The 21,872-nt window shown below is 68.8% G+C and carries 23 protein-coding genes and 3 pseudogenes; 11 read left to right on the top strand and 15 right to left on the bottom strand.

What is annotated here, in order from left to right; all coding sequences use genetic code 11:
* Window positions 1–18: 18 nt before the first annotated feature.
* The 4 genes from ACYUED_RS44490 to ACYUED_RS44475 form a co-directional block, all read right to left on the bottom strand.
* Entirely contained in the window at window positions 19–417 is a 399-nt protein-coding gene (locus ACYUED_RS44490) for a hypothetical protein (protein WP_478946363.1), read from the bottom strand.
* A 40-nt stretch (window positions 418–457) separates the two neighbouring features.
* Entirely contained in the window at window positions 458–1,753 is a 1,296-nt protein-coding gene (locus ACYUED_RS44485; protein WP_491290064.1) for a hypothetical protein, read from the bottom strand.
* 63 nt (window positions 1,754–1,816) lie between these two features.
* Window positions 1,817–2,635, bottom strand: coding sequence for a hypothetical protein (locus ACYUED_RS44480; RefSeq protein ID WP_491290063.1), 819 nt, complete (start codon window positions 2,633–2,635; stop codon window positions 1,817–1,819).
* A gap of 409 nt (window positions 2,636–3,044) precedes the next feature.
* Window positions 3,045–3,197, bottom strand: a complete 153-nt coding sequence (locus ACYUED_RS44475; protein WP_158634913.1) for a hypothetical protein — start codon at window positions 3,195–3,197, stop codon at window positions 3,045–3,047.
* Window positions 3,198–3,319: 122 nt separating this feature from the next.
* On the opposite strand from ACYUED_RS44475, the gene ACYUED_RS44470 reads away from it, so the two are divergent.
* Both ACYUED_RS44470 and ACYUED_RS44465 read left to right on the top strand, forming a co-directional pair.
* Window positions 3,320–3,502, top strand: a complete 183-nt coding sequence (locus tag ACYUED_RS44470; RefSeq protein ID WP_491290062.1) for a DUF4440 domain-containing protein — start codon at window positions 3,320–3,322, stop codon at window positions 3,500–3,502.
* Window positions 3,503–3,662: 160 nt separating this feature from the next.
* Window positions 3,663–3,897, top strand: a pseudogene (locus ACYUED_RS44465) (dehydrogenase); the annotation flags it as partial.
* Window positions 3,898–4,954: 1,057 nt separating this feature from the next.
* Here the strand turns inward: ACYUED_RS44465 and ACYUED_RS44460 are convergent.
* A complete protein-coding gene (locus ACYUED_RS44460; RefSeq protein ID WP_491290061.1) occupies window positions 4,955–5,197 on the bottom strand; it encodes a DUF5302 domain-containing protein in 243 nt (80 codons plus the stop codon).
* Between the two features lie 696 nt (window positions 5,198–5,893).
* Here ACYUED_RS44460 and ACYUED_RS44455 point away from each other — a divergent pair.
* Window positions 5,894–6,676: a DUF899 domain-containing protein gene (locus ACYUED_RS44455; protein ID WP_491290060.1), complete on the top strand. Its 783-nt coding sequence runs from the start codon at window positions 5,894–5,896 to the stop codon at window positions 6,674–6,676.
* 153 nt (window positions 6,677–6,829) lie between these two features.
* On the opposite strand, the gene ACYUED_RS44450 is transcribed toward ACYUED_RS44455, so the two are convergent.
* Together ACYUED_RS44450 and ACYUED_RS44445 are read right to left on the bottom strand one after the other, a co-directional pair.
* Entirely contained in the window at window positions 6,830–7,204 is a 375-nt protein-coding gene (locus ACYUED_RS44450) for a VOC family protein (protein WP_491294730.1), read from the bottom strand.
* 274 nt (window positions 7,205–7,478) lie between these two features.
* A complete protein-coding gene (locus tag ACYUED_RS44445) occupies window positions 7,479–8,153 on the bottom strand; it encodes a hypothetical protein (protein WP_491290059.1) in 675 nt (224 codons plus the stop codon).
* A 501-nt stretch (window positions 8,154–8,654) separates the two neighbouring features.
* Between ACYUED_RS44445 and ACYUED_RS44440 the strand changes: the two genes are divergently transcribed.
* The 3 genes from ACYUED_RS44440 (at window position 8,655) to ACYUED_RS44430 (ending at window position 10,711) form a co-directional block, all read left to right on the top strand.
* Window positions 8,655–9,341 carry a helix-turn-helix transcriptional regulator gene (locus ACYUED_RS44440; protein ID WP_491290058.1) on the top strand — a complete coding sequence of 229 codons (687 nt, stop codon included), beginning with the start codon at window positions 8,655–8,657 and terminating at the stop codon, window positions 9,339–9,341.
* Window positions 9,342–9,523: 182 nt separating this feature from the next.
* Complete coding sequence (locus ACYUED_RS44435) at window positions 9,524–9,652, top strand: hypothetical protein (protein WP_491290057.1); 129 nt, start codon at window positions 9,524–9,526, stop codon at window positions 9,650–9,652.
* A 60-nt stretch (window positions 9,653–9,712) separates the two neighbouring features.
* Window positions 9,713–10,711 (top strand): threo-3-hydroxy-L-aspartate ammonia-lyase, encoded by a 999-nt coding sequence (locus ACYUED_RS44430; protein ID WP_491290056.1) that lies wholly within the window; start codon window positions 9,713–9,715, stop codon window positions 10,709–10,711.
* Window positions 10,712–10,879: 168 nt separating this feature from the next.
* On the opposite strand, the gene ACYUED_RS44425 is transcribed toward ACYUED_RS44430, so the two are convergent.
* The gene (locus ACYUED_RS44425) at window positions 10,880–11,233 is read right to left on the bottom strand and encodes a VOC family protein (RefSeq protein ID WP_491290055.1); all 354 of its coding nucleotides are present in this window, start codon (window positions 11,231–11,233) and stop codon (window positions 10,880–10,882) included.
* A 420-nt stretch (window positions 11,234–11,653) separates the two neighbouring features.
* On the opposite strand from ACYUED_RS44425, the gene ACYUED_RS44420 reads away from it, so the two are divergent.
* A complete protein-coding gene (locus tag ACYUED_RS44420; RefSeq protein WP_491290054.1) occupies window positions 11,654–12,112 on the top strand; it encodes an SRPBCC family protein in 459 nt (152 codons plus the stop codon).
* Window positions 12,113–12,618: 506 nt separating this feature from the next.
* Here ACYUED_RS44420 and ACYUED_RS44415 read toward each other — a convergent pair.
* From ACYUED_RS44415 to ACYUED_RS44390, 6 genes and pseudogenes are all read right to left on the bottom strand, one after another.
* Window positions 12,619–13,575 carry a hypothetical protein gene (locus ACYUED_RS44415; protein ID WP_491290053.1) on the bottom strand — a complete coding sequence of 319 codons (957 nt, stop codon included), beginning with the start codon at window positions 13,573–13,575 and terminating at the stop codon, window positions 12,619–12,621.
* Entirely contained in the window at window positions 13,575–14,225 is a 651-nt protein-coding gene (locus ACYUED_RS44410) for a cytochrome b N-terminal domain-containing protein (protein WP_491290052.1), read from the bottom strand. Before ACYUED_RS44410 ends, ACYUED_RS44415 begins: the two co-directional genes overlap by 1 nt.
* Window positions 14,222–14,410, bottom strand: coding sequence for a hypothetical protein (locus ACYUED_RS44405; protein ID WP_491290051.1), 189 nt, complete (start codon window positions 14,408–14,410; stop codon window positions 14,222–14,224). Before ACYUED_RS44405 ends, ACYUED_RS44410 begins: the two co-directional genes overlap by 4 nt.
* Before the next feature lie 391 nt (window positions 14,411–14,801).
* Window positions 14,802–14,960: pseudogene (locus ACYUED_RS44400) on the bottom strand (encapsulin); the annotation flags it as partial.
* Entirely contained in the window at window positions 14,941–16,017 is a 1,077-nt protein-coding gene (locus ACYUED_RS44395; RefSeq protein ID WP_491290050.1) for a Dyp-type peroxidase, read from the bottom strand. The pseudogene ACYUED_RS44400 and the gene ACYUED_RS44395, both read right to left, overlap by 20 nt.
* Window positions 16,018–16,471: 454 nt before the next feature.
* Window positions 16,472–16,552: pseudogene (locus ACYUED_RS44390) on the bottom strand (alpha/beta fold hydrolase); the annotation flags it as partial.
* Window positions 16,553–16,904: 352 nt separating this feature from the next.
* On the opposite strand from ACYUED_RS44390, the gene ACYUED_RS44385 reads away from it, so the two are divergent.
* The 3 genes from ACYUED_RS44385 (at window position 16,905) to ACYUED_RS44375 (ending at window position 20,664) form a co-directional block, all read left to right on the top strand.
* A complete protein-coding gene (locus ACYUED_RS44385; RefSeq protein WP_491290049.1) occupies window positions 16,905–17,576 on the top strand; it encodes a hypothetical protein in 672 nt (223 codons plus the stop codon).
* Window positions 17,577–17,782: 206 nt separating this feature from the next.
* Window positions 17,783–19,879, top strand: coding sequence for an NAD-dependent DNA ligase LigA (ligA, locus tag ACYUED_RS44380; protein WP_491290048.1), 2,097 nt, complete (start codon window positions 17,783–17,785; stop codon window positions 19,877–19,879).
* A 677-nt stretch (window positions 19,880–20,556) separates the two neighbouring features.
* Window positions 20,557–20,664 carry a helix-turn-helix transcriptional regulator gene (locus ACYUED_RS44375; protein ID WP_491290047.1) on the top strand — a complete coding sequence of 36 codons (108 nt, stop codon included), beginning with the start codon at window positions 20,557–20,559 and terminating at the stop codon, window positions 20,662–20,664.
* Window positions 20,665–20,789: 125 nt separating this feature from the next.
* Here the strand turns inward: ACYUED_RS44375 and ACYUED_RS44370 are convergent, their stop codons facing one another.
* On the bottom strand, window positions 20,790–21,221 hold the full coding sequence (locus tag ACYUED_RS44370) for an ATP-binding protein (RefSeq protein ID WP_491290046.1): 432 nt from the start codon (window positions 21,219–21,221) through the stop codon (window positions 20,790–20,792).
* A 234-nt stretch (window positions 21,222–21,455) separates the two neighbouring features.
* Between ACYUED_RS44370 and ACYUED_RS44365 the strand changes: the two genes are divergently transcribed.
* Window positions 21,456–21,827 carry an STAS domain-containing protein gene (locus ACYUED_RS44365; protein ID WP_491290045.1) on the top strand — a complete coding sequence of 124 codons (372 nt, stop codon included), beginning with the start codon at window positions 21,456–21,458 and terminating at the stop codon, window positions 21,825–21,827.
* Window positions 21,828–21,872: the final 45 nt, after the last annotated feature.

Raw genomic sequence — 21,872 nt, 5'->3', positions numbered from 1 at the left:
ACAATCTCCTTGTGCGGCTCAGGTGTTGGGGCTGACCTGCAGGCAGATGCAGTTGAACGTGGTGGTGGGCACGCCGTCGATCACGATGGTGTTGGCGACGGATGTGATGTAGCAGTCGTGGAAGGTGATCTGCTGGAACGTCCAGTCGGTCCCCGTCAGCTCCTGGACGCCGATGCTGAACCCGGTGCGGCTCAGCGCGAGCCCGGTCAGCTTGGCTACGGCCGTGCCGATCGCCTTGATCGCCATGGTGAAGGTAAACGCCTTCGGCTGAACGACGTAGGCGACGTTGTCGGCCTCCAGCGAATGGACCGGCTGGACGGGAACGTTGAACGTCGGATTGAACGAGTCGATGGGTGACACCGCAGCGCCGTCCAGCATCACCGCCAGCCGGGTGTCCCACTTGGTGGCGTCGGGCATGGTCTCTCACTTCCCTGGGTGATCCCTGCTCGGGTTCCGGTCAGGTGAAGACCAGGTCGATCTTCAGCCGGTGGATGGCGCCGGCGTAGACGACCGAGACCATCATGGGGACCTCCCGCGAGCTCCGGGCGGTCTTGATCTTCAGCTGCTCAGCCCCGGACAGCTGCGCCTGGTCCTTGTCGAGCAGGGCCAGCAGCGGGATCACGATGGCGAAGTCCTCGATCACCTCCTGCTGGACCAGCGGGGAGAGCACCGACTCGACCATCGTCAGCACCGCGCGAAGGCCGGTCCGGGAGATCCTCAAGCTGCCGATCGCCCTGATCAGCTGGGCCTTGATCCGAAAGTTGATGTCGTCGAGGGTACGGACGACGTCGATGTACTTCTTACCGAGACTCTCGTCCGCGGTGTAGCCCTCGCCCAGGTAGAGCGCGTGGCCGGGGAGAAGCACCGGGCTGGTGATCCAGTTGATCCGGGCGTCGTCGAGCTTGGTGATGTCGGCCTCGGCGAACAGCTCGGTCATCGCGATGTCGATTGGCTTCAGCAGCAGCGAGACGTGCGGCCGGTACCCGGCGATCACCCCCGCTGCCGCGGCCGCCACATCGTCCGGGGAGTGGTGGGCGACCAGCACCATCCGCTCGTTCTTCACGGGCGCCGCGTTCTGTTTGACCATGTTCTCGGCGCTGAGAGTGCGGTCGAGCATGGCCACGCCGATGCGTTCCTTGCCATCTCCGTCGGCGTGCTTCACATGGTCCGCCAGCAGGCCGAGCGTAGCCGTGTTCGTATCATTGAGAGGCATGTTGGCGAGCGCCACGATCTGCACGTCGAGCCTGCCCACATCGTCGAGCGCCTCGCCCCACAGGGGTGTGTCGAAGTCCACCTGAACGCCCCAGACCCTGGTGGGCGGAGGCAACTGGCGGAAGACCGTACGGACCGCCCGGAGGAGGTCGCTGTCCTGCTCCTCCTGGAGGTCGGTCCCGGCGGGGTGGGGCTGGTCGAGTGCCGTGTCCAGGGTGAGGGTGAAGTTCGTCCCGGCGGCCGCCGAGTCCTTGACGGTGCGGACCTCCGAGGTCGCCTCCGCGCCGATACGCACGAGAGTGCCGACCGGTACGTCCACCGGAACGTCGATGGAGCCGGAGCCGCTGTCGACGGCGGCGACCAGCTTGGTCGCCCCGTGTGGGTACGCACCCGCCGCCTCCGCTGGCGAGGCGAGGTCCACGGGCCGCGACTTCTGCGTGCCGAAGCCGCCCTTGCCGATGATCGCAATGTCTCCGAACGCCCTGACGGCGGGCGCGAACAGGTCGCTGCCAGCGGTGACATCGATGTACTTGACCGCCATCGACCGCTCCTTACGTGAGGTCTGACGGTGGGATAATTGTGACGGTCCGTTGTCCGAGCATGCTCACGAGGCGTCTACGAACGCGGTCACGAAGCCCTCGGCGGCCAGCAGGTCGGACACCTGCCGTTCGGTCACGGAGGCGTTGGGGAACGTCGCGGTGGCCGGGAAGACCGCCAACCACGCACTGACGGCGAGCAGGGCTCCACCGTCGTACTCCTCGGGTCGCGGGCACGAGTCGTCCAGCGCCCTCCGGCACCGGACCAGCCGACGCAGTGCGGCACCGAGGTCCAGCATGGGGAAGAACAGCACCGAGACACGCAGCCGGTACGTCCGGCCAGGCGCGGCCGGGTCGAACGGCGGCGGCTGCGCGTAGTGCAGGCGGTAGAGCCGGGGGAACTCCTCCTGCAGCTCCCTGAAGTCGGCGACCTTGGCGCGGCGCATCAGCTCCGCGAGGTCGATGAAGGAGAAGCGCTGGGCGAACTCCTCCTCGGTGAAATTGGAGAGGTCCTCGGAGGCTATCGCGTCAAGCGCGCCCGAGGTCAGCTCGACCCGCGCGGTGACCAATGCCTCCAGCGCCAGGTCGATCCACTGCGGCGGCGCGACCCCCGGGACTTCCAGCACGGCCCGCCCCTGAGCGATGTCCGGCAGTACCTTCTCCCAGCTCCCACGGACCGTCACGGGGGCGGCCACGGGCACCTGGAAGCCGGTCGCCTTGACCGTGACATCGTCCACCACGCGCACTTCCAGCAGGCTCGGCTCGTAGACGCTCGCCAGCAGGTCCCGTACCCGGCGCCGGTCGGTGTCCTCCTGCGGAGCCAGGAGCAGCTTGATCTGATCCTCCGCCAGATACCGGATCATGAGTTGGTCGGCGAACACGTTCATCTCACTTCCCCCGCGCGGCAGGGACTCCCACAAGGGCGGAGCAGTACGCGACACATCGGCAGGAGTCGGGGTCCATCGATTCACCAGCGTGTGTTGCACCGCCGGTACACCGTCCGGAGGGCACAAATGGCGAACGATCCGGACCGGTTGTTCACTCCCTCCACACTACGTTGTTCGAGTGGGGACGGCACCCCAGCGCTGGACGCCTCCAGGCCCGACGCCGTGCTGCACCACGACATCCACGTCCGGGCCCAAGTAACGGCCTGACCGTCGTCCGTGTCCGCGGCGCGGGGTGGGGGTCCGGAAACTCAAGGGCCAGGTGTCCGCCCATGTCGGCGCAGACAGCGGGCGGCATGAACCCGTTCCGCGCGCGGCGGGGGCGGCTGCAGGCGGTGCTCTGTAGCGGGGTCTACCGGGGTAGCTTCGCGGTGCGTTCGGGGTGGGCCGCGGTGATGTACCGCATCGCGGTCTGAGAGGAGATGCCGAACAGGCGCATCAAGTGAAGGGGGTCGTCGACCTCGAATGCCTCGTCGCGGATCCGGTCCTGCCGCAGCGTTGGCATCGTGAATCCGGTGGGAACGAGCCCGTGAGCGTCCTGGGGCGTGGCGCAACGCCTACGGCCAGCGAGAGATCGACGAGCTGTTTGCCGCCCTTGAGAAGAGCTTCTCGGACAGCATGTCGTACGTGTTCGAACTGCAGGCGTACGACGTGTCAGGAGACATGGCCTATAAGGCCGGCCTTGAGCACACCTCTACCGCCGTCGACGGAGAACCGCGCACTTACACGTTGCGGGCAACTCAGGTGTACCGCCGCGAGGACGGCGAGTGGAGGGTGGCTCATCGTCATGGCGACACAGTGACCGACTGAGCGCCCGAACTCGACCATCAGAACACCGAGTTGACCGCCGTCTCGGATGGCGTCCGGTCCGAACCGACAGCCCTGCTGGCGGCGCTTGGAGCGGTGGAAGCAGGCCGGCGTCTTCGACCACCCGCACTCGCATCCTGCGCACCAAACACAACGCGTCCGGGACATCATCCGCATCGTCCCGGACACGAATGTGTTCCGGGTCGCCCGGGTGAGGAACGCGATGCTTCCGATGCTCAGCCGCAGGCCAACTCGCCGCGCATCGTCAACATGTCGAGCAACATGCGCTCGCTGACGCTGCAGACCGGCAAGGTGCCGCGATCGCAACCCGGCTCGCCACCCTGCCGGATGACGGACCGCGTGGCGGCTTCTTCGACGACAGCGGCGCCCTCCCCTGGTGCCCTCTGGGGCGGCGCAGGCACGCACGCCCCTATCGCCCCCGCGACGTGGGCACCGCTGGACGAGGCCGGAACCCAACGGGCTCAGTCGCGGGCCGGTTCCGGCGTCGGGGCGGGGCCCGGCGGCGCCGGTTCCGGAGCCGGGGGTTCGGGTGCGGGAGCCGGAGGACGCGCGGGGGTAGGCGCCGGCCCGGGCGGGGCGGGCTTGGGATGCGGGGTGGGACGGGGCTCCGGGTCCGGTTGGGAGGCAACGCTTTCGGACTGCGCGCTCATCAGGTACTCCTGCCTGTCGTCGAGTCTCTGAGTCTTTGCTGTGGATTCGTCTCTGCTGAGGATTCCTTCCGCTCTGCTGTGATTCCTTCCGCGCGTACCCCTTGAACCCAGCCCGACTCACCCTCGCGGACGATCCTCTGGTGCAGCTGGCGCAGAGGCCTTCTCCCGGCACGGCCACCGCGAGCCGCCGATCTGGCACTGGAGCCTCTGCCCTCCGGTCGACACCCGGGCGCACCCAGTCCTGATCAGGGCGGCCGACTGGCTCGGCCACGTGGAAGTCCGGGCGGCCACGCGGGGCGACCTGCTCTTTGAAGGCGGGCACAGCAAGCGATCAGAACCGACGAACCGGCGGTCCGACAAACGGCCGGACCGCCGGACGGTGTGGATGACTTCCGCGGTCGGCGGTCGAACGCGCCCAGGAGGTGCGGTTCGGACGAGGGCGAGGAGGAGAGCGTCAGTCGGGGCTTGAGAAGGTCATGAGGTGTGCTTGTGCCCGTTGAACATGTTGATCATGCTGTGGGGCGCCTCGCTCGCGGGCGACCCACGGATATCGCTCACACTGGCCTGAGCCGCAGTCCCTCGCCCCGGCCTTGGCCCAACGCCACCACCCGCCCGGCCACCCCGTCGCCCCAACTGGGCCCCTATTACTGGTGGAACATCTCGGCCACGACCTCACATCAGCCGGCACAGGTCACGCGCACGCCCTGGGGCATCGGCCACAGGGCGTGCGAATTCAGTGCGCCAGGGGGTGGTGCCGCGCGGCCGGCTCTCCAAGGTGGCCGACTCAGCCGCCGCTCTTGCGCTTGAACGACCGCTGGCTCGCCGCCGGGCCGTGCGCCCCACGCACCTTCGACGCACCGGGGTTGGCACCAAGATCGGCACCGTCCGTCTGCACGCCCTTCTTGCGCGCCAAGGCCTCGCGAAACTTGCGCTTCAGGTCGTACTGGCCATCGCTGTCGGGCGCGAGTGCGGACGTCTCGGGGTCAGCCGGCTCCGAACCTTCTGGGGATGCAGCCTCTTCGGTCATGGTGACCTCCTGGGATCGGGCGGTGGGAAGCACAGCTTGTCATGCCTGGCGGTGTGCCGAGCACCGGCACCATCCCCGGGCTCCGGCTTCATGGGGGTCGCCTCGCGGTATCGCGTCCCAGCCGGGCGCACCACGAGGTGTTCGTCTCACAGAGGTGAGTATGGAAAGGCTACGGGAGAGGCTGGCGGGAGGCCCTTCCTTTTTGCTGGTGCCGAGGCCACGGGAAAGGGGCGTGCCACTCGTTTTGGGTCCGAGGTGCGGCGTGGCGGGCGAGGCGTTGGAGGGAGCGTTGCGCTGGAGGCCGCGTTGGCCTGAGCGGTCCGGCGCAGCGCCGGCTCAGCTGAGCGCACCGTGGTGATGGCCCGCACCCGCACGTCGTCGTACGGACCGCTCCGACACCGTCGAGGAGTCCACACCACCCATCACCGCATGCCAACATCGCCGTCCGTCCGCCGAGCCCGCCGAGTCCGCTCCGGTCGCGCGGCGGCGCACGAGGTAGCCGAGGGTTCGCTCGATGACCCGGCGGCGGGGTCCCTGGACGGGAACGCCGCGTGTGGTGGCGTCAGGTCGGATGCTTTCGAATCGGCCGAAGGCGCACCGGCCGCGATGAGTTCCGGCCGAGTCGCGAGTCTGATCTGGTGACCGTCGTAGAACGGCGTACGCCGCTGCCCAGCACCCGACACCACGGAGGACACCATGACCACCACGCCGGACGACCCGACCCCCACGCTGCCCGGCCGCCCGCCCGTGGTCGACCAGGCCACCTGGCAGACCGCCCGTGACGAGCTGCTGGTCCGCGAGAAGGCCCACACTCGCGAGGGCGACGCCATCGCCGCCGCCCGCCGCAGGCTGCCGATGGTGGAGTTCGACGGGGCGGTCGAGGTCGTCGGACCCGAAGGCCCGGTCCCGTTCCTGGATCTGTTCCAGGACCGCGACGAGCTCGTGGTCTACAAGCACATGTGGTACGACGGCGCGCCGCACCAGGGGCAGTGCGAAGGCTGCACCACCACGGCCTGGCACCTGAAGGACGCCGTCTACCTCAACGCCCGCGACGTCTCGTTCGCCGTCCTGACCTCGGGCCGCCCGGACGAGGTGGCCTCCTATGTCGAGTTCATGGGCTACACCCAGCCCTGGTACTCGGTACGCGACCTGGACGCGCCGGTCGGCGACAGCATGGGGTCCCTCACCTGCTTCCTGCGCGACGGCGACCGCGTGTTCCTCACCTACTCCACAACCGGCCGTGGCAACGAGCGGGTCAACGGGTCCCTCGGCCTGCTCGACCTGACCCCCTACGGACGCGGCGAGGCGTGGGAGGACAACCCCGAGGGCTGGCCCGAGGGACGCAGCGCGTGCTGGTCCTGGCGCTCGGACGCGGAAGGGAACTCCACCTGGGGCCCGACCAGCCGCCCCGTACCGCAGTGGACCCGCCCCGGCGCGACCCCCGTGGAGGCCCTCGGCCGCCACGGCCACCACCACTGACGCGCTGTCGTCGCAGGTTTTTTCGCCGCATTCGCGTCGCCACTGCCCGCCGCCGCGACCTTCCCTGACGGTCATCGCGGTGCCCCGGCGCAGCAGCAGTCGGTTGCACTGGTCGGGCACACGATTCCTGTGCCCGACCAGGCGCTCCCCCGGTTACAAGTACGGCTGGGTGATCAGCTCAATCGCGTGACCGGCGGGGTCCTTGAAGTACACCCCTCGACCACCGTGCTCATTGTTGATCTCGCCGGGGCGCCGCATGTGCGGATCGGCCCAGTGCACGATGCCGCGTTCACACAGTCGTCCGTAAGCCCGATCGAACAGTGCGTCGTCGATCAGGAACGCGTAGTGCTGCATCTGGATTTCCACCGGAGGTTCGGCGAACTGAAGCAACACCCCGTCGGACAGCTGGATGTTGGTGAACGGGCCCCAGGACGGTGCTTCCGGAAGTTCCAGCAACTCACGGAAGAACCGAGCCGAATCGTTGCGATCCTTGGAGGCGATGATGGTGTGGTTGAACCTGACTGCCATGTGGCTGACCTCGCTGTTGCTCGACACGAAAAAGGACTCGTGGTGCACGAGCGCTGGGAGGTCCACGTGCCGAAACGAGTGGGTGCCTTCTACGCACCCACTGTCCGATCAGCTCACCACCGGGTAGCCAATCCGTGTGTGGCGTAGCGCCGGTCCGGTGTTCACACCGGGGACACTACTTGATCCCCATGGGCAGCGACAACAGCGCGGCACCCGGCTGCTGTTGGGCTCTCACGCAGCCTTGGACGGGGCAGGTGTCCACGGAGCGCACGGGTCAGTGGTCCACGGCACGGAGGTCTCGGTAGAGGAACCATGCCGTACCTGCGGCAACCACCCCGCAGACCGTGGGCACGAGCAACCACGGCAGGCCCGTCCACACGGTGCACAGGCCCACGACGGTGCAGGAGGCTCCCGCCACGATGAGCAGCCACTTGCCATACGGGCGCCAGCTGAAGACGCCGGGATCGCGGGGCCCGACCAAGCGCACTGCGCCGAACGCGAGGGTCAGCGCAGCCATAAGCCCAGCGAACGTGCCGACAGCGGCGGTCATTTGGGGTTCGTCGCGCGGTGCGTCGGAGGAATTCTGACGGACCTCTCCCTCGGCCACCACCACTACGACTCCGCGCCAGACAGTACCGGTGACCCGGTCCCCCCGCTCAAGCCCACTCAGCACCGGCCCCGGGTCCCCGAACGGCACGACCACCCTCGCAAACGGCGCCTGGCCGAGCAGGGTCGCCCGCATGTCCTTGGTGGAATTCCGGGTGCCTTCGACAGTGAAGGTGAGCTGCCGCAGGCAGTCCTCCGACCTCGGTATCACCGGGCGGGCTGCGCACGCCTCGGCCGCCGTGTACTCCCGGTAGAGGGCGCGGTCCTTGGGCAGCCAGGTGGTGAAAACGTCATAACAGGCCAGAGCGGCGGCCAGGGACGAAAACACCAGCAGCGCGCCCACCAGCCGGTTCCGGCCGGCCCTCGGAGAGGACGGCAGGCCCCCATCCGCTCCTCGGGCAGCGCTTGATCTCACCGTGGTCACCGATCGTCTTCCCCGCCGCCCGCCACCGACATCTCAAGGCCTCAGTCTCTTCCCATCACGATCAAGCAGGCAAGCACGTCGACCGCCAGGCAAGCACCACAGCCTCCGTAGTTCCCTGTCGCCGTGGGGTCAGGGTGGTAGTCGTCTGCGTTCGTCCAGTTGTCCTCACCGCAGCCTTTGGACGTTGCCGTCCGCAGCTTTAGACTGAGATTACAGATCTGGACAGATATGACAGGTCGGGGCTATCCTGCCTTCAGGAGGTACACCGACGGGATCCAGGTCGCCCAGGTGCCGGCACTCCGGAAACAGAGCCGGCAGCGATCAGAGGCCGGCCGTTCTCCGACGCTCCTCGTTGCCGAGGCGTGCGTTCTCGTCCCCTCCGTCGCACGCCCCGTATCCGCAGTCGGCAAAAGAGGATTCATGGATCACGTCGCCACCAGCGCGCAACAAGGTCGGCGTGCCGAACCCGACGGATTCGGCCTTGCCGCGGAGGATGGGCACCTCATCCGGGAGGCCGAGAAGATCGCTGTTGCGCTGGGGCGGATGTTCCCCGGCTTGTGCGAGGTGGTGCTGCACGATCTGCGCGACCCGCAGCACGCGATCAGGGCCATCGAGAACAACCTCTCCGGGCGTCAGATCGGTGACTCCGCGACCGAGTTGGGCCTGGCTCGTATCGCCGACCCGGCGTACCCCAGCGTGATCCAGAACTACCCCAACCAGTTCCCTGACGGACGCCCGGCCAAGAGCACGTCGATCGGCATCAAGAACGCCGCGGGCGAGTACATCGCGGCGCTGTGCCTGAACCTCGATGTGTCCGTGCTGTCCCCGGTCACCCTGGCACTGTCGAATCTGGTCGCCACCGAACCCGAGGAGCGTGACGGACCCTTGGAGAGCCTGCGCGACCGCAACGCTCGCGAGCTGCGCCAGACCATCGAGGCCCTGGCCGCGGAACGCGCCGGCACTCCCCGCTCGCTGAGCCGCAAGGACAAGAAGGAACTGGTGCAGCAACTGCACCGGGACGGCTTCTTCGACTCTCGTGACGCCGCGCAGGCCATCGCCGATCTGCTGGGTGTGTCCCGGGCGACGGTGTACAACTACACCAAGTGAAAGGGTGTTCATGTCCCGCGCCCGTTCGCCCGGCCCCACGCTCACGGCGGTGTCACTGATCGACAGTGCGGGCCTGATGCCGCGGGTCGGCCGCTCCTCGAGTGTCGCCGTGCGCGGCGGCCTACCCCCTCGCGCCGATCGACTGCTGGTCAAAGCCACGCCTGAGGGCGGCGATCTCGCGGGTGAGTCGTGCGTCGCAGGGCGCCACCGCCGCCCAGCACCACGGCTATCACGTCACCGACAGCTCCCGAAGCACCGCCGGCCCCGCGCCCGCGATCGAGGCATTCTGGCCGCGCGTCACGGGCTGGTAGCTGTCACCCGAGCACTCGCAGGCTCCTGGTCCGACCTCTCACCACCGCAAGGGATCCACCATGGCCGCTGCACAGCCTGTTTCGTTCGACGATGTCCGCGGGGCCGCCACACGTCTCGACGGGATCGCCCACCGCACCCCCGTTCTCACCTCCCGCACCCTCAACGCCCTGGTCGGCGCAGAGGTGTTCATCAAGTGCGAGAACTTCCAGCGCATCGGCGCCTTCAAGTTCCGCGGTGCCTACAACGCCGCCGCCCAACTGCCCGCCGACCAGCTGGCCAAGGGAATCGCCGCCTACTCATCCGGCAACCACGCCCAGGCCACCGCCCTCGCCGCCCGCGAACTGGGCACCACCGCGGTCATCCTCATGCCCGAGGACGCGCCTCGGAACAAGATGGACGCCACCGCCGGCTACGGCGCGGAGATCGTCACCTACGACCGGTACACCCAGGACCGCACCGCCCTCGGCGAGGCTCTCGCCGTAGAACGCGGCCTGGCACTCATCCCGCCCTACGACCACCCTCATGTCATCGCCGGACAAGGCACCGCAGCCCTGGAACTCTTCGAGGAAGCCGGCGAACTCGACGCTCTCGTCGTACCCGTCGGCGGCGGCGGCCTCATCGCCGGCAGCGCCATCACCGCCACGGCGCTTCACCCCGGCATCAAGATCATCGGCGTCGAACCGGAAGCCGGCGACGACACCAAGCGCTCTCTGGCCGGCGGCGAACGCGTGACCATCCCCGTGCCCCGCACCATCGCCGACGGCCAAGCCCTGCCCACTCCCGGCGAGATCACCTTTCCCATCAACCAGCGGCTGGTCAACGCCATCGCCCTCGTCAGCGACGACGACATCATCGACGCCATGCGCTTCGCCTTCGAACACCTGAAGATCGTCCTCGAACCCAGCGGCGCCACCGCCCTGGCCGCCCTCATGGCCCGGCGTCTGGAACATCTCCCGCGCAGGATCGGCATCATCGCCTCCGGGGGCAACATCAGCGCCCAACGGTTCGCAGAACTCATCAACCGGAGCGGGCATGACGGAGCCGGGGCGCCAGTGTGAGGGGGCCGATGCCGGAGTCGAGCAGCCATCGCGTCGAGCAGACGGTCCATGATGGCGGCTGCTTCGTCATCGTCAGCGATGAACAACAGCAGCACGCCGAGGCGCGCAGGAGCAGGCCCAATGGTCCACCGGACATCACCGCCTGCGTGACTGCGTGGAGACGCGGGGTCAGGCGGGCTGCCACAGTTCGATGCGATTGCCCTCGGGGTCGGTGACCCAGCCGAATCGGCCGACGCCCTCCATGTCCTCCGTCTCCTCGGCCACGTCTGCTCCCTTGGCCCGCAATTGCGCGAGCATGGCGTCCAGGTCGCGCACCCGGAAGTTGAGCATGGTCTGCTGAGCGCGGGAACCGAAGTAGTCGGTCCCGGACTCGAACGTCGCGAACACCGTCACTCCGGCTTCCGGACGCCACAGGCCGTTCTCATCGGCATCCAGGCCCAGGCAATCGCGATACCAGGCATTCAAGACCGTCGGGTCGGAGGCCCGCATGAAATATCCGCCGATTCCCATCACACGTTCCATGCCGCCATCTTGCCAGGACGGCGATCGCGCGCACCGGCACCACATCATCGCCCCGGCCCCTGCCCTCGCCCTCGCACCAGGGCTGCGGACGTGGCCTCTCTTGCCGGAGGGACCGGGATGGCCGAATCCACGAGGGGGAACAGGTGTCGGCCGCCGATACCCGGGCCCTCCACCCGGCCGATCACCTCAGTGAGCCCAGGCCGGGCGTGGCACGCCAAGTGCTGCGTTGTTCCGCTCGTGCCGTTCGCCTCGCGGGATGACCGGTGGTCCCGTAGGGTCGCGATGCCCCCATGTCAGGGCGGGCGGTACGGCGTGTCACTGGCGTTGCTTCGCGGCGCAGCTGTCACGTGACCAGGCGAGCCGTCCGGTATTGGCCAGGAGGGCGCGGACGTGTCGTGGCTCGACCGATGAGGAGTGGCCATGTCGGGACAGTTCGAAGCGGTGGTCGAGGTCGATCGACCCGTCGAGGAGGTGTTCGCCTACCTCGCCGACGGGCGCAACGATCCACAGTTCAGTCCCAGGGTGCTGCGGATCGATCGGATCCCGGACACCGAGACCGCGGTCGGTACGGTTTTCCGGAGCTCGGTGAAGGACGCCGGGATGAAGACCGCCAGGGAGTTCCGCATCACCGAACTCGAGGCGCCGGTGAAGATCCGCTGGGCCGAGGAGTCGAAGAACACCGTGACGGTACGTGAGGGCGGCTACGACCTTGCGGCGCTCGGCGACGGCAGGACGCGCGTGCGTATCTTCAACGTTCTGGAGGGGCACGGTCTGGGCAAGGTCGTCGTCTCTCTGGCGCTGGCCGCCGCCCGCAAGGACGCCGACGCCTTCGGCGCCCGTATCAAGACAGCGGCCGAGGCGGCGATCGGTCCGCACTGACGCCGCACGGGCGGCACCCCAGCTCGGGCCGGAGATGTGACGCCGCCGTCGTCGAGGAATCGTGCGGCACTGCGCTGCTGCGCTGACGGCCCGCGCGCGGCTCCGGACGGCTGGTGGTGGGCGTGGCAGTCCCCTCCTGCGATCCCCCTGCCCATCCCCCGTTACCTTTTTCGTGGCTCCGCAATGGGGCCTCCGGCCTTCGGGTCCGGCATGACTTCCCCCTTGCTTTTCATGATCCGGGGGTGGTGTCACCGGGTCCGGAGGCATCGACGGACCGCTGATGAGGGGGCTTGAGTACCGGCTTTGTATTGCCATGACGGTCCACGACATCGACATCGGCAGCCCCCGGGTCGGCGCCCTCAGCCAACAGCGCCCTCAGGCCGTCCGCGTCTCCGCCGCCAGCCGCATAGTGCACCGCGGCCCGCCCCAACCGATCCTGATCCGTCATGCCGACCATCCTCACCTGGCTTGACGAAAGAGACAGGGGCACCCCCCGGGCGCGGTGATCACTCCCGCCGGCGACCTTCGGCGGCCTGTTCGCGGTGGTACGTGCGCCAGATCAACCGGTGCACCCGCGTCCAGCGCGGTACCGAGCGCACTCCGGGGATGAAGGGGACCAGCACCAGGCCCAGGCTGAGCAGGGCCATCAGACCCCAGATCAGAGCGTCGGCGTTGCCGGAGGACTTGAAGGGCTCGATCTGGTACCAGAAGGTGTACAGCCACAGCCACGCCTGGCCCGGGTAGTTCCCGGTCTCGTTCATCATCCCCCACTGGTCACCGCCGAGGTGCCCGGCACGGGCCAGGGACTCCAGGTAGGAACCGTCGGAGAGGAACAGCAGCGGGCGGGTGTAGTCGGTCTCGTAGAACTTTCCCTGCGCCTGGAGTTGGCCGTCCAGCCCGCCGCTGCGGGCCAGTTGGAGAAGGCGTGCGGTGAGGACGGGGACGGGGCCGTAGTCGCCCTGCGCGGGGGCACCGCCGTGGGCCTTGGCCAGGGCGTCGGAGTAGGCCGCGGTCCATGCCCGGTGCCGGGCGGCAGGGGCGGTGTCCCAGGCGGCGAGGGCAGCGGTGACAGCGGGCGGTTCCGGGGCCTCACGCAGCGGGCCCAGGACGAAGTCGTTCGCCGTGTCCACCGGGATGCGGACCCCCGCGGCGCTCTGCAGCCCGACCGGGCCCAGCTTCTGCGCCGCACCCGGCGTGTGGTTGTACGGCGGCCCGTACTCGGCCGTACCGCTGGTGCCGCCGAGTTCGGACACCCCGGTCGCCGTGAAGTCGGCACCATCGGCCCTCGCCCAGGAGGCCAGTGTCACCGGCTTGACGTCGGGCGACGAGAACAGGGCGGCCAGACCCACGGTGAGCAGCGCGACCACGACCAACGCGATCGTGAACTCCTTGACCAGGTCGTACGGCCTGACCGGAAAGGTGGCCGGGTCGGGCACGGCGGCCCTGCGCGCGCGCCGGTTCATCACGCCGCCTCCCGCGTGGTTCCGTCCGCCTGAGGCGGAGTGGCGTCGATCGGCGGCGCGATCCCGCGCAGCCGGACCAGCAGGATGTGCCAGCCCGTCAGCAGGGCCAGGACGAAGGGCAGCAGGACGATGTGCCACATCAGCATCTGGCCGAAGTCCAGCACGTTGAAGAACGCGCCGATGCCGACCGAGTTGAGCCCGTCCTTCGCCTGTCCCGCGATCCACTGGGCGTCGAAGTTCTGCTGGACCAGGTAGCCGGTGAAGGCCGTGCCGATCGAGGTGAAGAAGCACACCGCGCCGGTGATCCAGGTCAGCACCCGCCGACCGCGCCAGGCGGCCATGAAGAACTTGCCCCACAGGTGGATGACCATGAAGAACATGAACAGCTCGACGCTCCACAGATGAAGGCTGTTCACGTACTTTCCGGCGTCCGAGACGTGCCACCAGGCGGGCCCCTTCAGGGAGAGCACCCCGCCGGTGACCAGGACGACGATCAGCGAGGCGACGGTGAGCACACCGAAGACGTAGATCCATGACGCCATGTACGCGGGCTGTGTGTCCGGCAGCAGCTTGTCCGGGGGCAGTGCCCGCACCGCCCTGCGCCGTACCGCTCCGGTCCACCCTCCGCCGGCCTCCGGCACCCCGCTCATCGCCGGCCTCGCCCTCGGGGGAAGGGCAGCAACACGGCCGCCACGAAGACGACCAGCATCACCCCGACCACCACGAGGTTGGCAACGGACACCTGCACCACACCCCAGTGCACGTAGTGCCCGGTCCCGTTGAGATCGATGGGCGCGCCAAGCACGCGCCCACCGGAAACAGGGTGTCCTGTCATGAGCCGGCTCCCCTCGGAGTTCGAGAGCAATTAGAGCGCCTGTCAGGACACTCGGCCTGCCGGCCCACCTTGGCCATGCGCCGAACGGCTCAATCACCCGAAGAGCGCAGGAAAAGCAGCCCCAAGGGACACGGCAAGCACACCGGGCTCATCGCGAGTGGGCCTACGGGCATTCCAGGACACCCGTGGAGCCCGGCCGGCTACTTGTTCACCACAGTCAACGGCAGCAGCTTCTTGCCCGTGGCGCCGATCTGGATGTGGGTATCCATCTGCAGCCCGCCCGACCAGGCCACAGCGCCGTCGCCCACCAGCCCCCCATTACGTTCTTGATCAGCCCCGCAACGGCGCGCGTCGGAAACCGACGGTCAAGCGCCGGCCGACGGCGGAGCGAGTGCCCGCCCACGCCCGCCAGTTCGATGCCGTACGGCTCGGGGACGTCGACGATGCGGCGGGCCGCGACGTGCCGTTTGAAGGTGCGTCGGGCCTCTTCCTCCAGGTCGTTCCATGGGGCGCTGGAGAGCGGCGCCAGGTCACGGTGCAGGTTGTTCACCGGGAGTGCTCCGCTTCATGCGGCCGATCCCCAGCGAGGAATCGGAGGACCGGGCCCGGTCGGCGTCCGCTTCCTCTTTTCTCGCTTCCTCTTTCCCCGCTTCCGCGCCGGGTGGTTCGGGCAGGTCGTCGAGGAAGTCCGCCGTGGGGACGTGGAACAGGCATCCGGTGAGAGGCGCCGAGAAGTCCAGGATCCGGTCGTGCGACGCGCCCGGGGCGCCCAGGAACATGCGCTCAAGCATCGTCTCCGTCACCGTCGGAGTACGGGCGTAACCGATGAAGTAGGTACCGAACTCGCCCCGGCCGACGGTGCCGAAGGGCATGTTGTCACGGAGGATCTCGTGTTCCGTGCCGTCGGGGTCGGTGATGGTGGTGAGGGCGACGTGCGAGTCCGCCGGTTTGGCGCTGTCGTCCAGCTCGATGTCCGACAGCTTCGTCCTGCCGATGATCTTCTCCTGCGTCTCGACCGGGAGTGCGTTCCACGCGTCGAGGTCGTGGAGGTATTTCTGGACGATGACGTAGCTCCCACCGGCGAACTGGGGGTCCTCGTCCCCGACCAGGACTGCGGCGCTCGCGGCGGGCCCGGTCGGGTTCTCCGTGCCGTCGACGAACCCGAGCAGGTCACGTTTGTCGAGGTACTGGAAGCCGTGCACCTCGTCGCAGACGGTCACCGCCTCGCCGAGGCGGACCATGATCTCCGCGGCGAGCGCGAAGCACAGGTCCAGGCGTGCGGCACGGATGTGGAAGAGCAGGTCGCCCGGTGTCGACACGGCGCGGTGTACGGGCCCGCTCACCTCACGGAAGGGGTGCAGGTCTGCCGGGCGGGGGCCGGCGAACAAACGGCTCCATGCCCGCGAGCCGATGCCGGTGACGCAACTGAGCCTTCCCTCGGGCTCGGCACGAAAGCCCACGGATCGCTGCAGGGAACTCACCTGGGACAGCACGTCCCGGGTGACCGCTTCGCCGCCGGGGTCGATCGTGGCGACCAGGAAGATCGCGGCTCTGGTCAGCGGGGACAGGACCAGCTGCGGAGTCGGTGCCTGGGCCTCTCCGGCCATGCGCCCCACCCTTCCCGGTCATCGTCTGCGGCTCAGCGCCAGCTCTCGCACTCGCACTCGCACTCGCACTCGCACTCGCACTCGCACCACGGTCTCGGAGTGACTGAGGCATCGCGAGTACGGCCTCCTCGTTCCCTCCGTGCCGACTCTATGGCGGAGCACGCGGCGCCGCAGCCGGGCCGGCGAACGCCATGTCGGCGTGTGTGCTGCTGGAGCGGGCAGCGGAGGCTCCGTGATGGCACTGTCGCTTTTCGTCCTGCTGACGGACAGGTGACGGGGTAAGCGACCGGGCAGACGACGGGGCAGAAGAGTGATGTGCGCGACGACTCGGCCGTGCCGGTTTCGCGGACTCCAACGGACGAGGAACGACACGCCAGTTGGCTGGAGCCGTTCTTCGACCTGGTGGCCGTCTCGGGCGTGGCCCAGATCGCCCATCTGCTCCGGGCTACTTCCATCCGAACCCGTGAGCCAGCAGCACGGTCGGCCCCTGCGGGTTGCCGGTGACCGTGACGTTGTTCCTACGAGCGATGTCCATGTCTCGGTCTCTCAATCCCTGCTCACTACACTTATACGGCCGTCAGCCAGCCCGCCCGCCCAGCTCCTCGCTGCAATCGTCCCCATGTACCAGCGGCCCCTTCCTGATGCCGGCGATCATCGGAGGCAGCTGCTGCCGTGCACGTCATTCGACCGACGCACCGCCAAATGGAGTCACACACAAGGAAATTGACGGCTCATCATTTCCACGATCAACTACAACTTTGCCAGTTCTTGGTGTAGCTCGGCCACCGTTTACGTGAGCCTCGTGGGCACCAGGCGGTGACCGCAGCCCCGTCAGACAGGGCACAGCGTGATGACCGTCCCCCCACGTACGGTGAGAGGCAACAACGATGACGACGAACCGCGCGCTGCGGCACGGCGGCCGCGCGCTGGGTCTGACCGCGGTCGTGCTCGGGACGATCGCGGCGGCCGTGCCCGCTGCGGCCGACGAGCAGCCGACCTCGGAGCAGATCATGGCCGACTGCGCTTCCGGTGAAGGCAAGTGCAGCTTCAACTCCCCGAAGATCGGCGAGGCCTACGTCGGCCAGCCCCGCCAGGTCTCCGAACTGCTCTACAACTGCACCGCCTCGTCCGCCTCCCAGTCGATGTCGTGGGCCGACACCGTGGGCTCCTCCCAGTCGGTGGGAGGCTCGGTCACCGTCGGTGGAGGGATCGAAGGCATCGTCACGGCCAGCGTGACCGCGACGTACAACTACACCTGGCAGAGTTCGCACACGGAGACCAGCTCCTTCACCGTGACCGTTCAGCCGGGAGAGGTCGGCTGGATCTCCCGCGCACAGGTCATGCAGCAGATAACCGGCACCTGGCAGACCCACTACGACGACCCCAAGTGGGGCCACTACTACTGGTTCGTACCCGACGTGATCACCGGCCCGGCCACGAACGGCACCGACGGCAAGCACAATGCGGTCGTGGTCAAGTCCCGCAAGATGACGGCCACGGAGAAGAAGCTCTGCTCCACCGGCTCCACCGAGGGCAAGGCCTTCACCCGCAGCCACTGACGCGGCCCGGCATCGCGAGGCGTACGAGCGGACCGGCTTCGCCGGGCGTACGAGCGAAGCCGGCTTCACCAGGCGTACGAGCGGGCCGGAAGCCCGGCCCGCTCTCCGCCCGCCCCACTGCCGCCGGGCTCACCGGCGACGGAACTCCGACGCCTGTCGAGTCGCCTGCGAGGGCGTTGTCAGTGGTGGCAGGCAGGATGGCGGGCATGACGACACCCGTTGCGCAGATCGTGGATGCCGCCGCCTACGCGCAGGCGGTCGAGGACGCGGTCAAGGCCGCGGCTGCCTATTACGAGGGCGGCTCCACCCCTCTGGACGACGACGCCTACGACCGGCTGGTGCGGGGCATCACCGAGTGGGAGTCCGCTCACCCAGACCAGGTGCTGCCCGGCTCGCCGACCGGGAAGGTCGCCGGCGGCGCGGTGGTGGGCGATGTGCCGCACACGGTGGCGATGCTGAGCCTGGACAACGTGTTCTCGCCCGAGGAGTTCACGGCCTGGACGGTCTCGCTGGCCCGACGGATCGGCCGCGAGGTCGCATTCTTCAGCGTCGAGCCCAAGCTCGACGGACTCGCCGTCGCGGCACGCTACACCCGCGGCCGACTGACCCGGCTGATCACCCGTGGCGACGGCATCGCCGGGGAGGACGTCTCGCACGCGATCGGCACCCTGGAGGGCCTGCCGAGGACACTGGCCGAGCCGGTCACCGTGGAGGTGCGCGGTGAAGTCCTCATGACGACGGCCCAGTTCGAGCATGCCAACGAGGTGCGCACCGAGCATGGCGGGCCGCCGTTCGCCAACCCGCGCGGCGCGTCTGCCGGCACCCTGCGCGCCAAGGAACGCGCCTACACGGTACCGATGACGTTCTTCGGCTACGGACTACTGCCGCTGGCCGACACCGACCCCGCACTCGCCGGACGGCTCGGCGAGCTCGCGCACAGTGACCTGATGGCCCTGGCCGTACAGCTGGGGGTGAACACCACCGCCGCCACCGCGGTGCCCGGGGTCGTCGTCACCACCGGAGAGGAGGTCGTGACCCGGGTGCGCGAGATCGCCGCCCTGCGCGCCGAGCTGCCGTTCGGCATCGACGGCATCGTCATCAAGGCCGACCTGGCCGCCGACCAGCAGACAGCGGGATCCGGGTCACGGGCACCGCGCTGGGCGATCGCCTACAAGCTCCCCGCCGTGGAGAAGATCACCCGCCTGCTGGAGGTGGAGTGGAACGTGGGCCGTACGGGCATCATCGCCCCCCGCGGCGTGCTCGAGCCCGTGGAGATCGACGGTGCCACCATCACCTACGCCACCCTGCACAACCCGGCCGACATCACCCGCCGCGACCTGCGTCTGGGCGACCATGTCATGGTGCATCGCGCCGGCGACGTCATCCCCCGCATCGAAGCCCCCGTCGCCCACCTGCGCACCGGCGACGAACAGGCCATCACCTTCCCAGAGGTGTGCCCGCGCTGCGGATCCCGTATCGACGCCAGCCAGGAGCGCTGGCGGTGTGAACAGGGCCGCAACTGCCACCTGGTCGCCTCCCTCTCCTACGCCGCGGGCCGCGACCAGCTCGACATCGAAGGCCTGGGCGCCACCCGTGTCGTCCAGCTCGTCGAGGCCGGCCTGGTCAGCGACCTCGCCGACCTGTTCACTCTCACCCGCGACCAGCTCCTCGCGCTGGAGCGGATGGGTGAGACCAGTACCGACAACCTCCTGGCCGCCCTCGCGACGGCCAGGACGCGGCCGCTGTCGCGGGTGTTGTGCGCGCTCGGCGTCCGCGGCACCGGCCGCTCCATGTCCCGCCGCATCGCCCGGCACTTCGCCACCATGGACCGCATCCGCGCCGCCGACGCCGAGGCACTGCAGCAGGTCGAGGGCATCGGTCCGGAGAAGGCGCCCTCCATCGTCGCCGAACTCGCCGAACTCGCCGGTCTCATCGACAAACTCGCGGCAGCCGATGTGAACATGACCGAACCCGGCGCCACTCCCCCGCCGCCCGTCGGCAGCGACACGCCGGACCCCGGCGATGCCGTGAACAGCGCCCCGGCCGACGAGGCCCCGCTCGCCGGCATGACGGTCGTGGTCACCGGCACCATGACGGGACCGTTGGCACAGCTCAGCCGTAACCAGATGAACGAACTCATCGAGCGGGCCGGCGGCCGCTCCTCGTCCAGCGTGTCCAAGAGGACCACCCTGGTCGTCGCCGGCGAGGGCGCCGGATCCAAACGGGCCAAGGCAGACGACCTCGGCATCCGGCTCGCCACACCGGACGAGTTCGCCGCGCTGGTGGCCGAGTTCATCAACTGAATTCGAGGGACAACTCGATATTCACGCGGGTCGGCCCTCCGACCGCTTCCGGCCGTACGCGGTGCATCCGGCAACGGGCTTCCGCGGCAGCCCGTTTGGGCCGGATGCAGCGGCCCGCCGTGTCCTCCCACGCAGGCAGGGGGGCGGCGCACGACCTCCCCAGGCACTGCGCCGCCTCCCTGCCCACATCCCCGTTGCCCGCACCCGGCCGACTTACGCCTCGCCGGTCCGCGGAATGCAGGCCATCGCCCGACAGTGCGGTGGGGGGGTGGTCCTGGCCCGCCCGACCCAACTGGCATGGGGCGGCAGGCAGATGGCGACATACAGCCGTTGAGCCATGCGGACGATGCCGTTACCGCGAAGCCCCGCCCCCGCGCGCTATTCGCCGATACAGCGGCTGTAAGGCGCGGCAGTGGCGCAGGCGCACGGGGCGGCGCCCACCGTCGTCCGGCGCGACCCCACCCGGCGGCGCTGTCCCGCGCGCTCCGGCCGCCAGGGTGCGGCCTCGTTCCCGGAGCGCGCCCGGCGTGTGCCGATCACGGCGGTGTGCAGCCTCGGGCGGATCTCCTCGGGCAGTCGGCTCCCGTTGACCCAGCGCAGAACGTGCAGGGCGACCTCGCGCAGCTTGACATTGGTACCACGATCTGCTCAACACCGTTCCCGGAGAGGGAGCCACCGTGACGGAAGTAGCCGCCCGCTGGGGTTTCAGCCACCCGGGCCGCTTCGCCGCGCTCTACCGGGAGACCTACGACAGGTCACCGCACCGCACGCTTCGCGACTCCTGACGGCACCCGCCCGCCGACCGGCCGTGGAGGTGCCTTTCCCCGTGGAGTTGCCCTTCCGGCGACCTGGCGCGACGGCGTAATAGCGGGCATCGACCGTCCCTGCCGGGCTCGCCTCGTCGCCCTACTCAGCCCGCACGGTCCAGCGGGCCCTCGAACAGGGCGAGCCGGGCGGTGATGCGCTTGCCGACGGGCTCCCGTTGCGCCTCGAAGCCCTGCACCACCGCCATCACGATCTCCAGACCGTGCTGCCCGACCCGCCCGGCGTCGGCGGTCTCGGCCGACGGCAGTGTCGGCTCGGTGTCCCACACCGCGATCTCCAGCGCGTCGCCGGTGATGCGCAGGTGCAACAGCACCGGTCCGGGCGCGTATTTCAGCGCGTTGGTGACCAGCTCACTGACCACCAGCTGGGCCAGGTCCATGACGCGGGCCGACACGGGCAGCCCGTACGCGGACCGGGCCCGTGCCAGGAACTCCGTCGCCCGGGCCCTCGCGCCGGCGATACAGCCCGCCGCTCCGTCCAGGGCCACCGTCACCTCGGCGGGTGCGACATCGTGCATCCAGGAACCCTCCTCGGGCACAACACAGGCTCCCTGTCATGATCCACGATGTCCCGTTCGTGGGCGCGTGAAGATCTGCGATACCCCGTTCATGGGCGCGCGTCTACCCCGTACGCCGCGCAGTACTCCTGTGCCGCGAGCATATGAATGGGCCAGCTGTGTGCATCGCACCTACGATCCCGGGGCAGCGTTGGCAACAAGGACGTGTGCCGACCCCACCGATGTGCGCGAAGGATGCGAGTGGCAGACAAACAGGAACCAGCGGGGCACGGCCGGCTGACCGTCGTCCGCACCGACGCCGAAGGCATCACCGTGCTCAGCCTCGACGGAGAAGTCGACCATCAGAGCGGTGGCGCCCTGACCCGGGCCATGCCTCCGGCGGACGCCACCGCCGGACACCGGGTCGTCGTCGATCTGAGCCGGGTCACGTTCATGGACTCCAGCGGCATCAACGCCCTGATCGCCGCTCATCAGTCCACGCAGGCCGCACGGGGGTGGCTGAGGCTCGTGGGGGCGCGGGGCGCCGTGTTGCGCACCATTCAGCTCGTGGGGCTCGACACGATCGTCATGTGTTGTCCGACCGTCAGGGACGCCTTGGCGCCATGACGACCTCGGCGCCTGAGACGGGCGGTCCGGCGGCACCGGCGTGCC

It is taken from the genome of Streptomyces sp. DF42, assembly GCF_058267695.1.
This window is presented reverse-complemented; position numbering and strand designations above follow the sequence as displayed.

Bases quoted from the DNA above. Each gene is read 5' to 3' on its own strand.
- ACYUED_RS44490 (WP_478946363.1), bottom strand. From the start codon at position 417: ATGCCCGACGCCACCAAGTGGGACACCCGGCTGGCGGTGATGCTGGAC.
- ACYUED_RS44485 (WP_491290064.1), bottom strand. From the start codon at position 1,753: ATGGCGGTCAAGTACATCGATGTCACCGCTGGCAGCGACCTGTTCGCG.
- ACYUED_RS44480 (WP_491290063.1), bottom strand. From the start codon at position 2,635: ATGAACGTGTTCGCCGACCAACTCATGATCCGGTATCTGGCGGAGGAT.
- ACYUED_RS44475 (WP_158634913.1), bottom strand. From the start codon at position 3,197: ATGCCAACGCTGCGGCAGGACCGGATCCGCGACGAGGCATTCGAGGTC.
- ACYUED_RS44460 (WP_491290061.1), bottom strand. From the start codon at position 5,197: ATGACCGAAGAGGCTGCATCCCCAGAAGGTTCGGAGCCGGCTGACCCC.
- ACYUED_RS44455 (WP_491290060.1), top strand. From the start codon at position 5,894: ATGACCACCACGCCGGACGACCCGACCCCCACGCTGCCCGGCCGCCCG.
- ACYUED_RS44450 (WP_491294730.1), bottom strand. From the start codon at position 7,204: ATGGCAGTCAGGTTCAACCACACCATCATCGCCTCCAAGGATCGCAAC.
- ACYUED_RS44440 (WP_491290058.1), top strand. From the start codon at position 8,655: ATGGATCACGTCGCCACCAGCGCGCAACAAGGTCGGCGTGCCGAACCC.
- ACYUED_RS44430 (WP_491290056.1), top strand. From the start codon at position 9,713: ATGGCCGCTGCACAGCCTGTTTCGTTCGACGATGTCCGCGGGGCCGCC.
- ACYUED_RS44425 (WP_491290055.1), bottom strand. From the start codon at position 11,233: ATGGAACGTGTGATGGGAATCGGCGGATATTTCATGCGGGCCTCCGAC.
- ACYUED_RS44420 (WP_491290054.1), top strand. From the start codon at position 11,654: ATGTCGGGACAGTTCGAAGCGGTGGTCGAGGTCGATCGACCCGTCGAG.
- ACYUED_RS44415 (WP_491290053.1), bottom strand. From the start codon at position 13,575: ATGAACCGGCGCGCGCGCAGGGCCGCCGTGCCCGACCCGGCCACCTTT.
- ACYUED_RS44410 (WP_491290052.1), bottom strand. From the start codon at position 14,225: ATGAGCGGGGTGCCGGAGGCCGGCGGAGGGTGGACCGGAGCGGTACGG.
- ACYUED_RS44405 (WP_491290051.1), bottom strand. From the start codon at position 14,410: ATGACAGGACACCCTGTTTCCGGTGGGCGCGTGCTTGGCGCGCCCATC.
- ACYUED_RS44395 (WP_491290050.1), bottom strand. From the start codon at position 16,017: ATGGCCGGAGAGGCCCAGGCACCGACTCCGCAGCTGGTCCTGTCCCCG.
- ACYUED_RS44385 (WP_491290049.1), top strand. From the start codon at position 16,905: ATGACGACGAACCGCGCGCTGCGGCACGGCGGCCGCGCGCTGGGTCTG.
- ligA (WP_491290048.1), top strand. From the start codon at position 17,783: ATGACGACACCCGTTGCGCAGATCGTGGATGCCGCCGCCTACGCGCAG.
- ACYUED_RS44370 (WP_491290046.1), bottom strand. From the start codon at position 21,221: ATGCACGATGTCGCACCCGCCGAGGTGACGGTGGCCCTGGACGGAGCG.
- ACYUED_RS44365 (WP_491290045.1), top strand. From the start codon at position 21,456: ATGCGAGTGGCAGACAAACAGGAACCAGCGGGGCACGGCCGGCTGACC.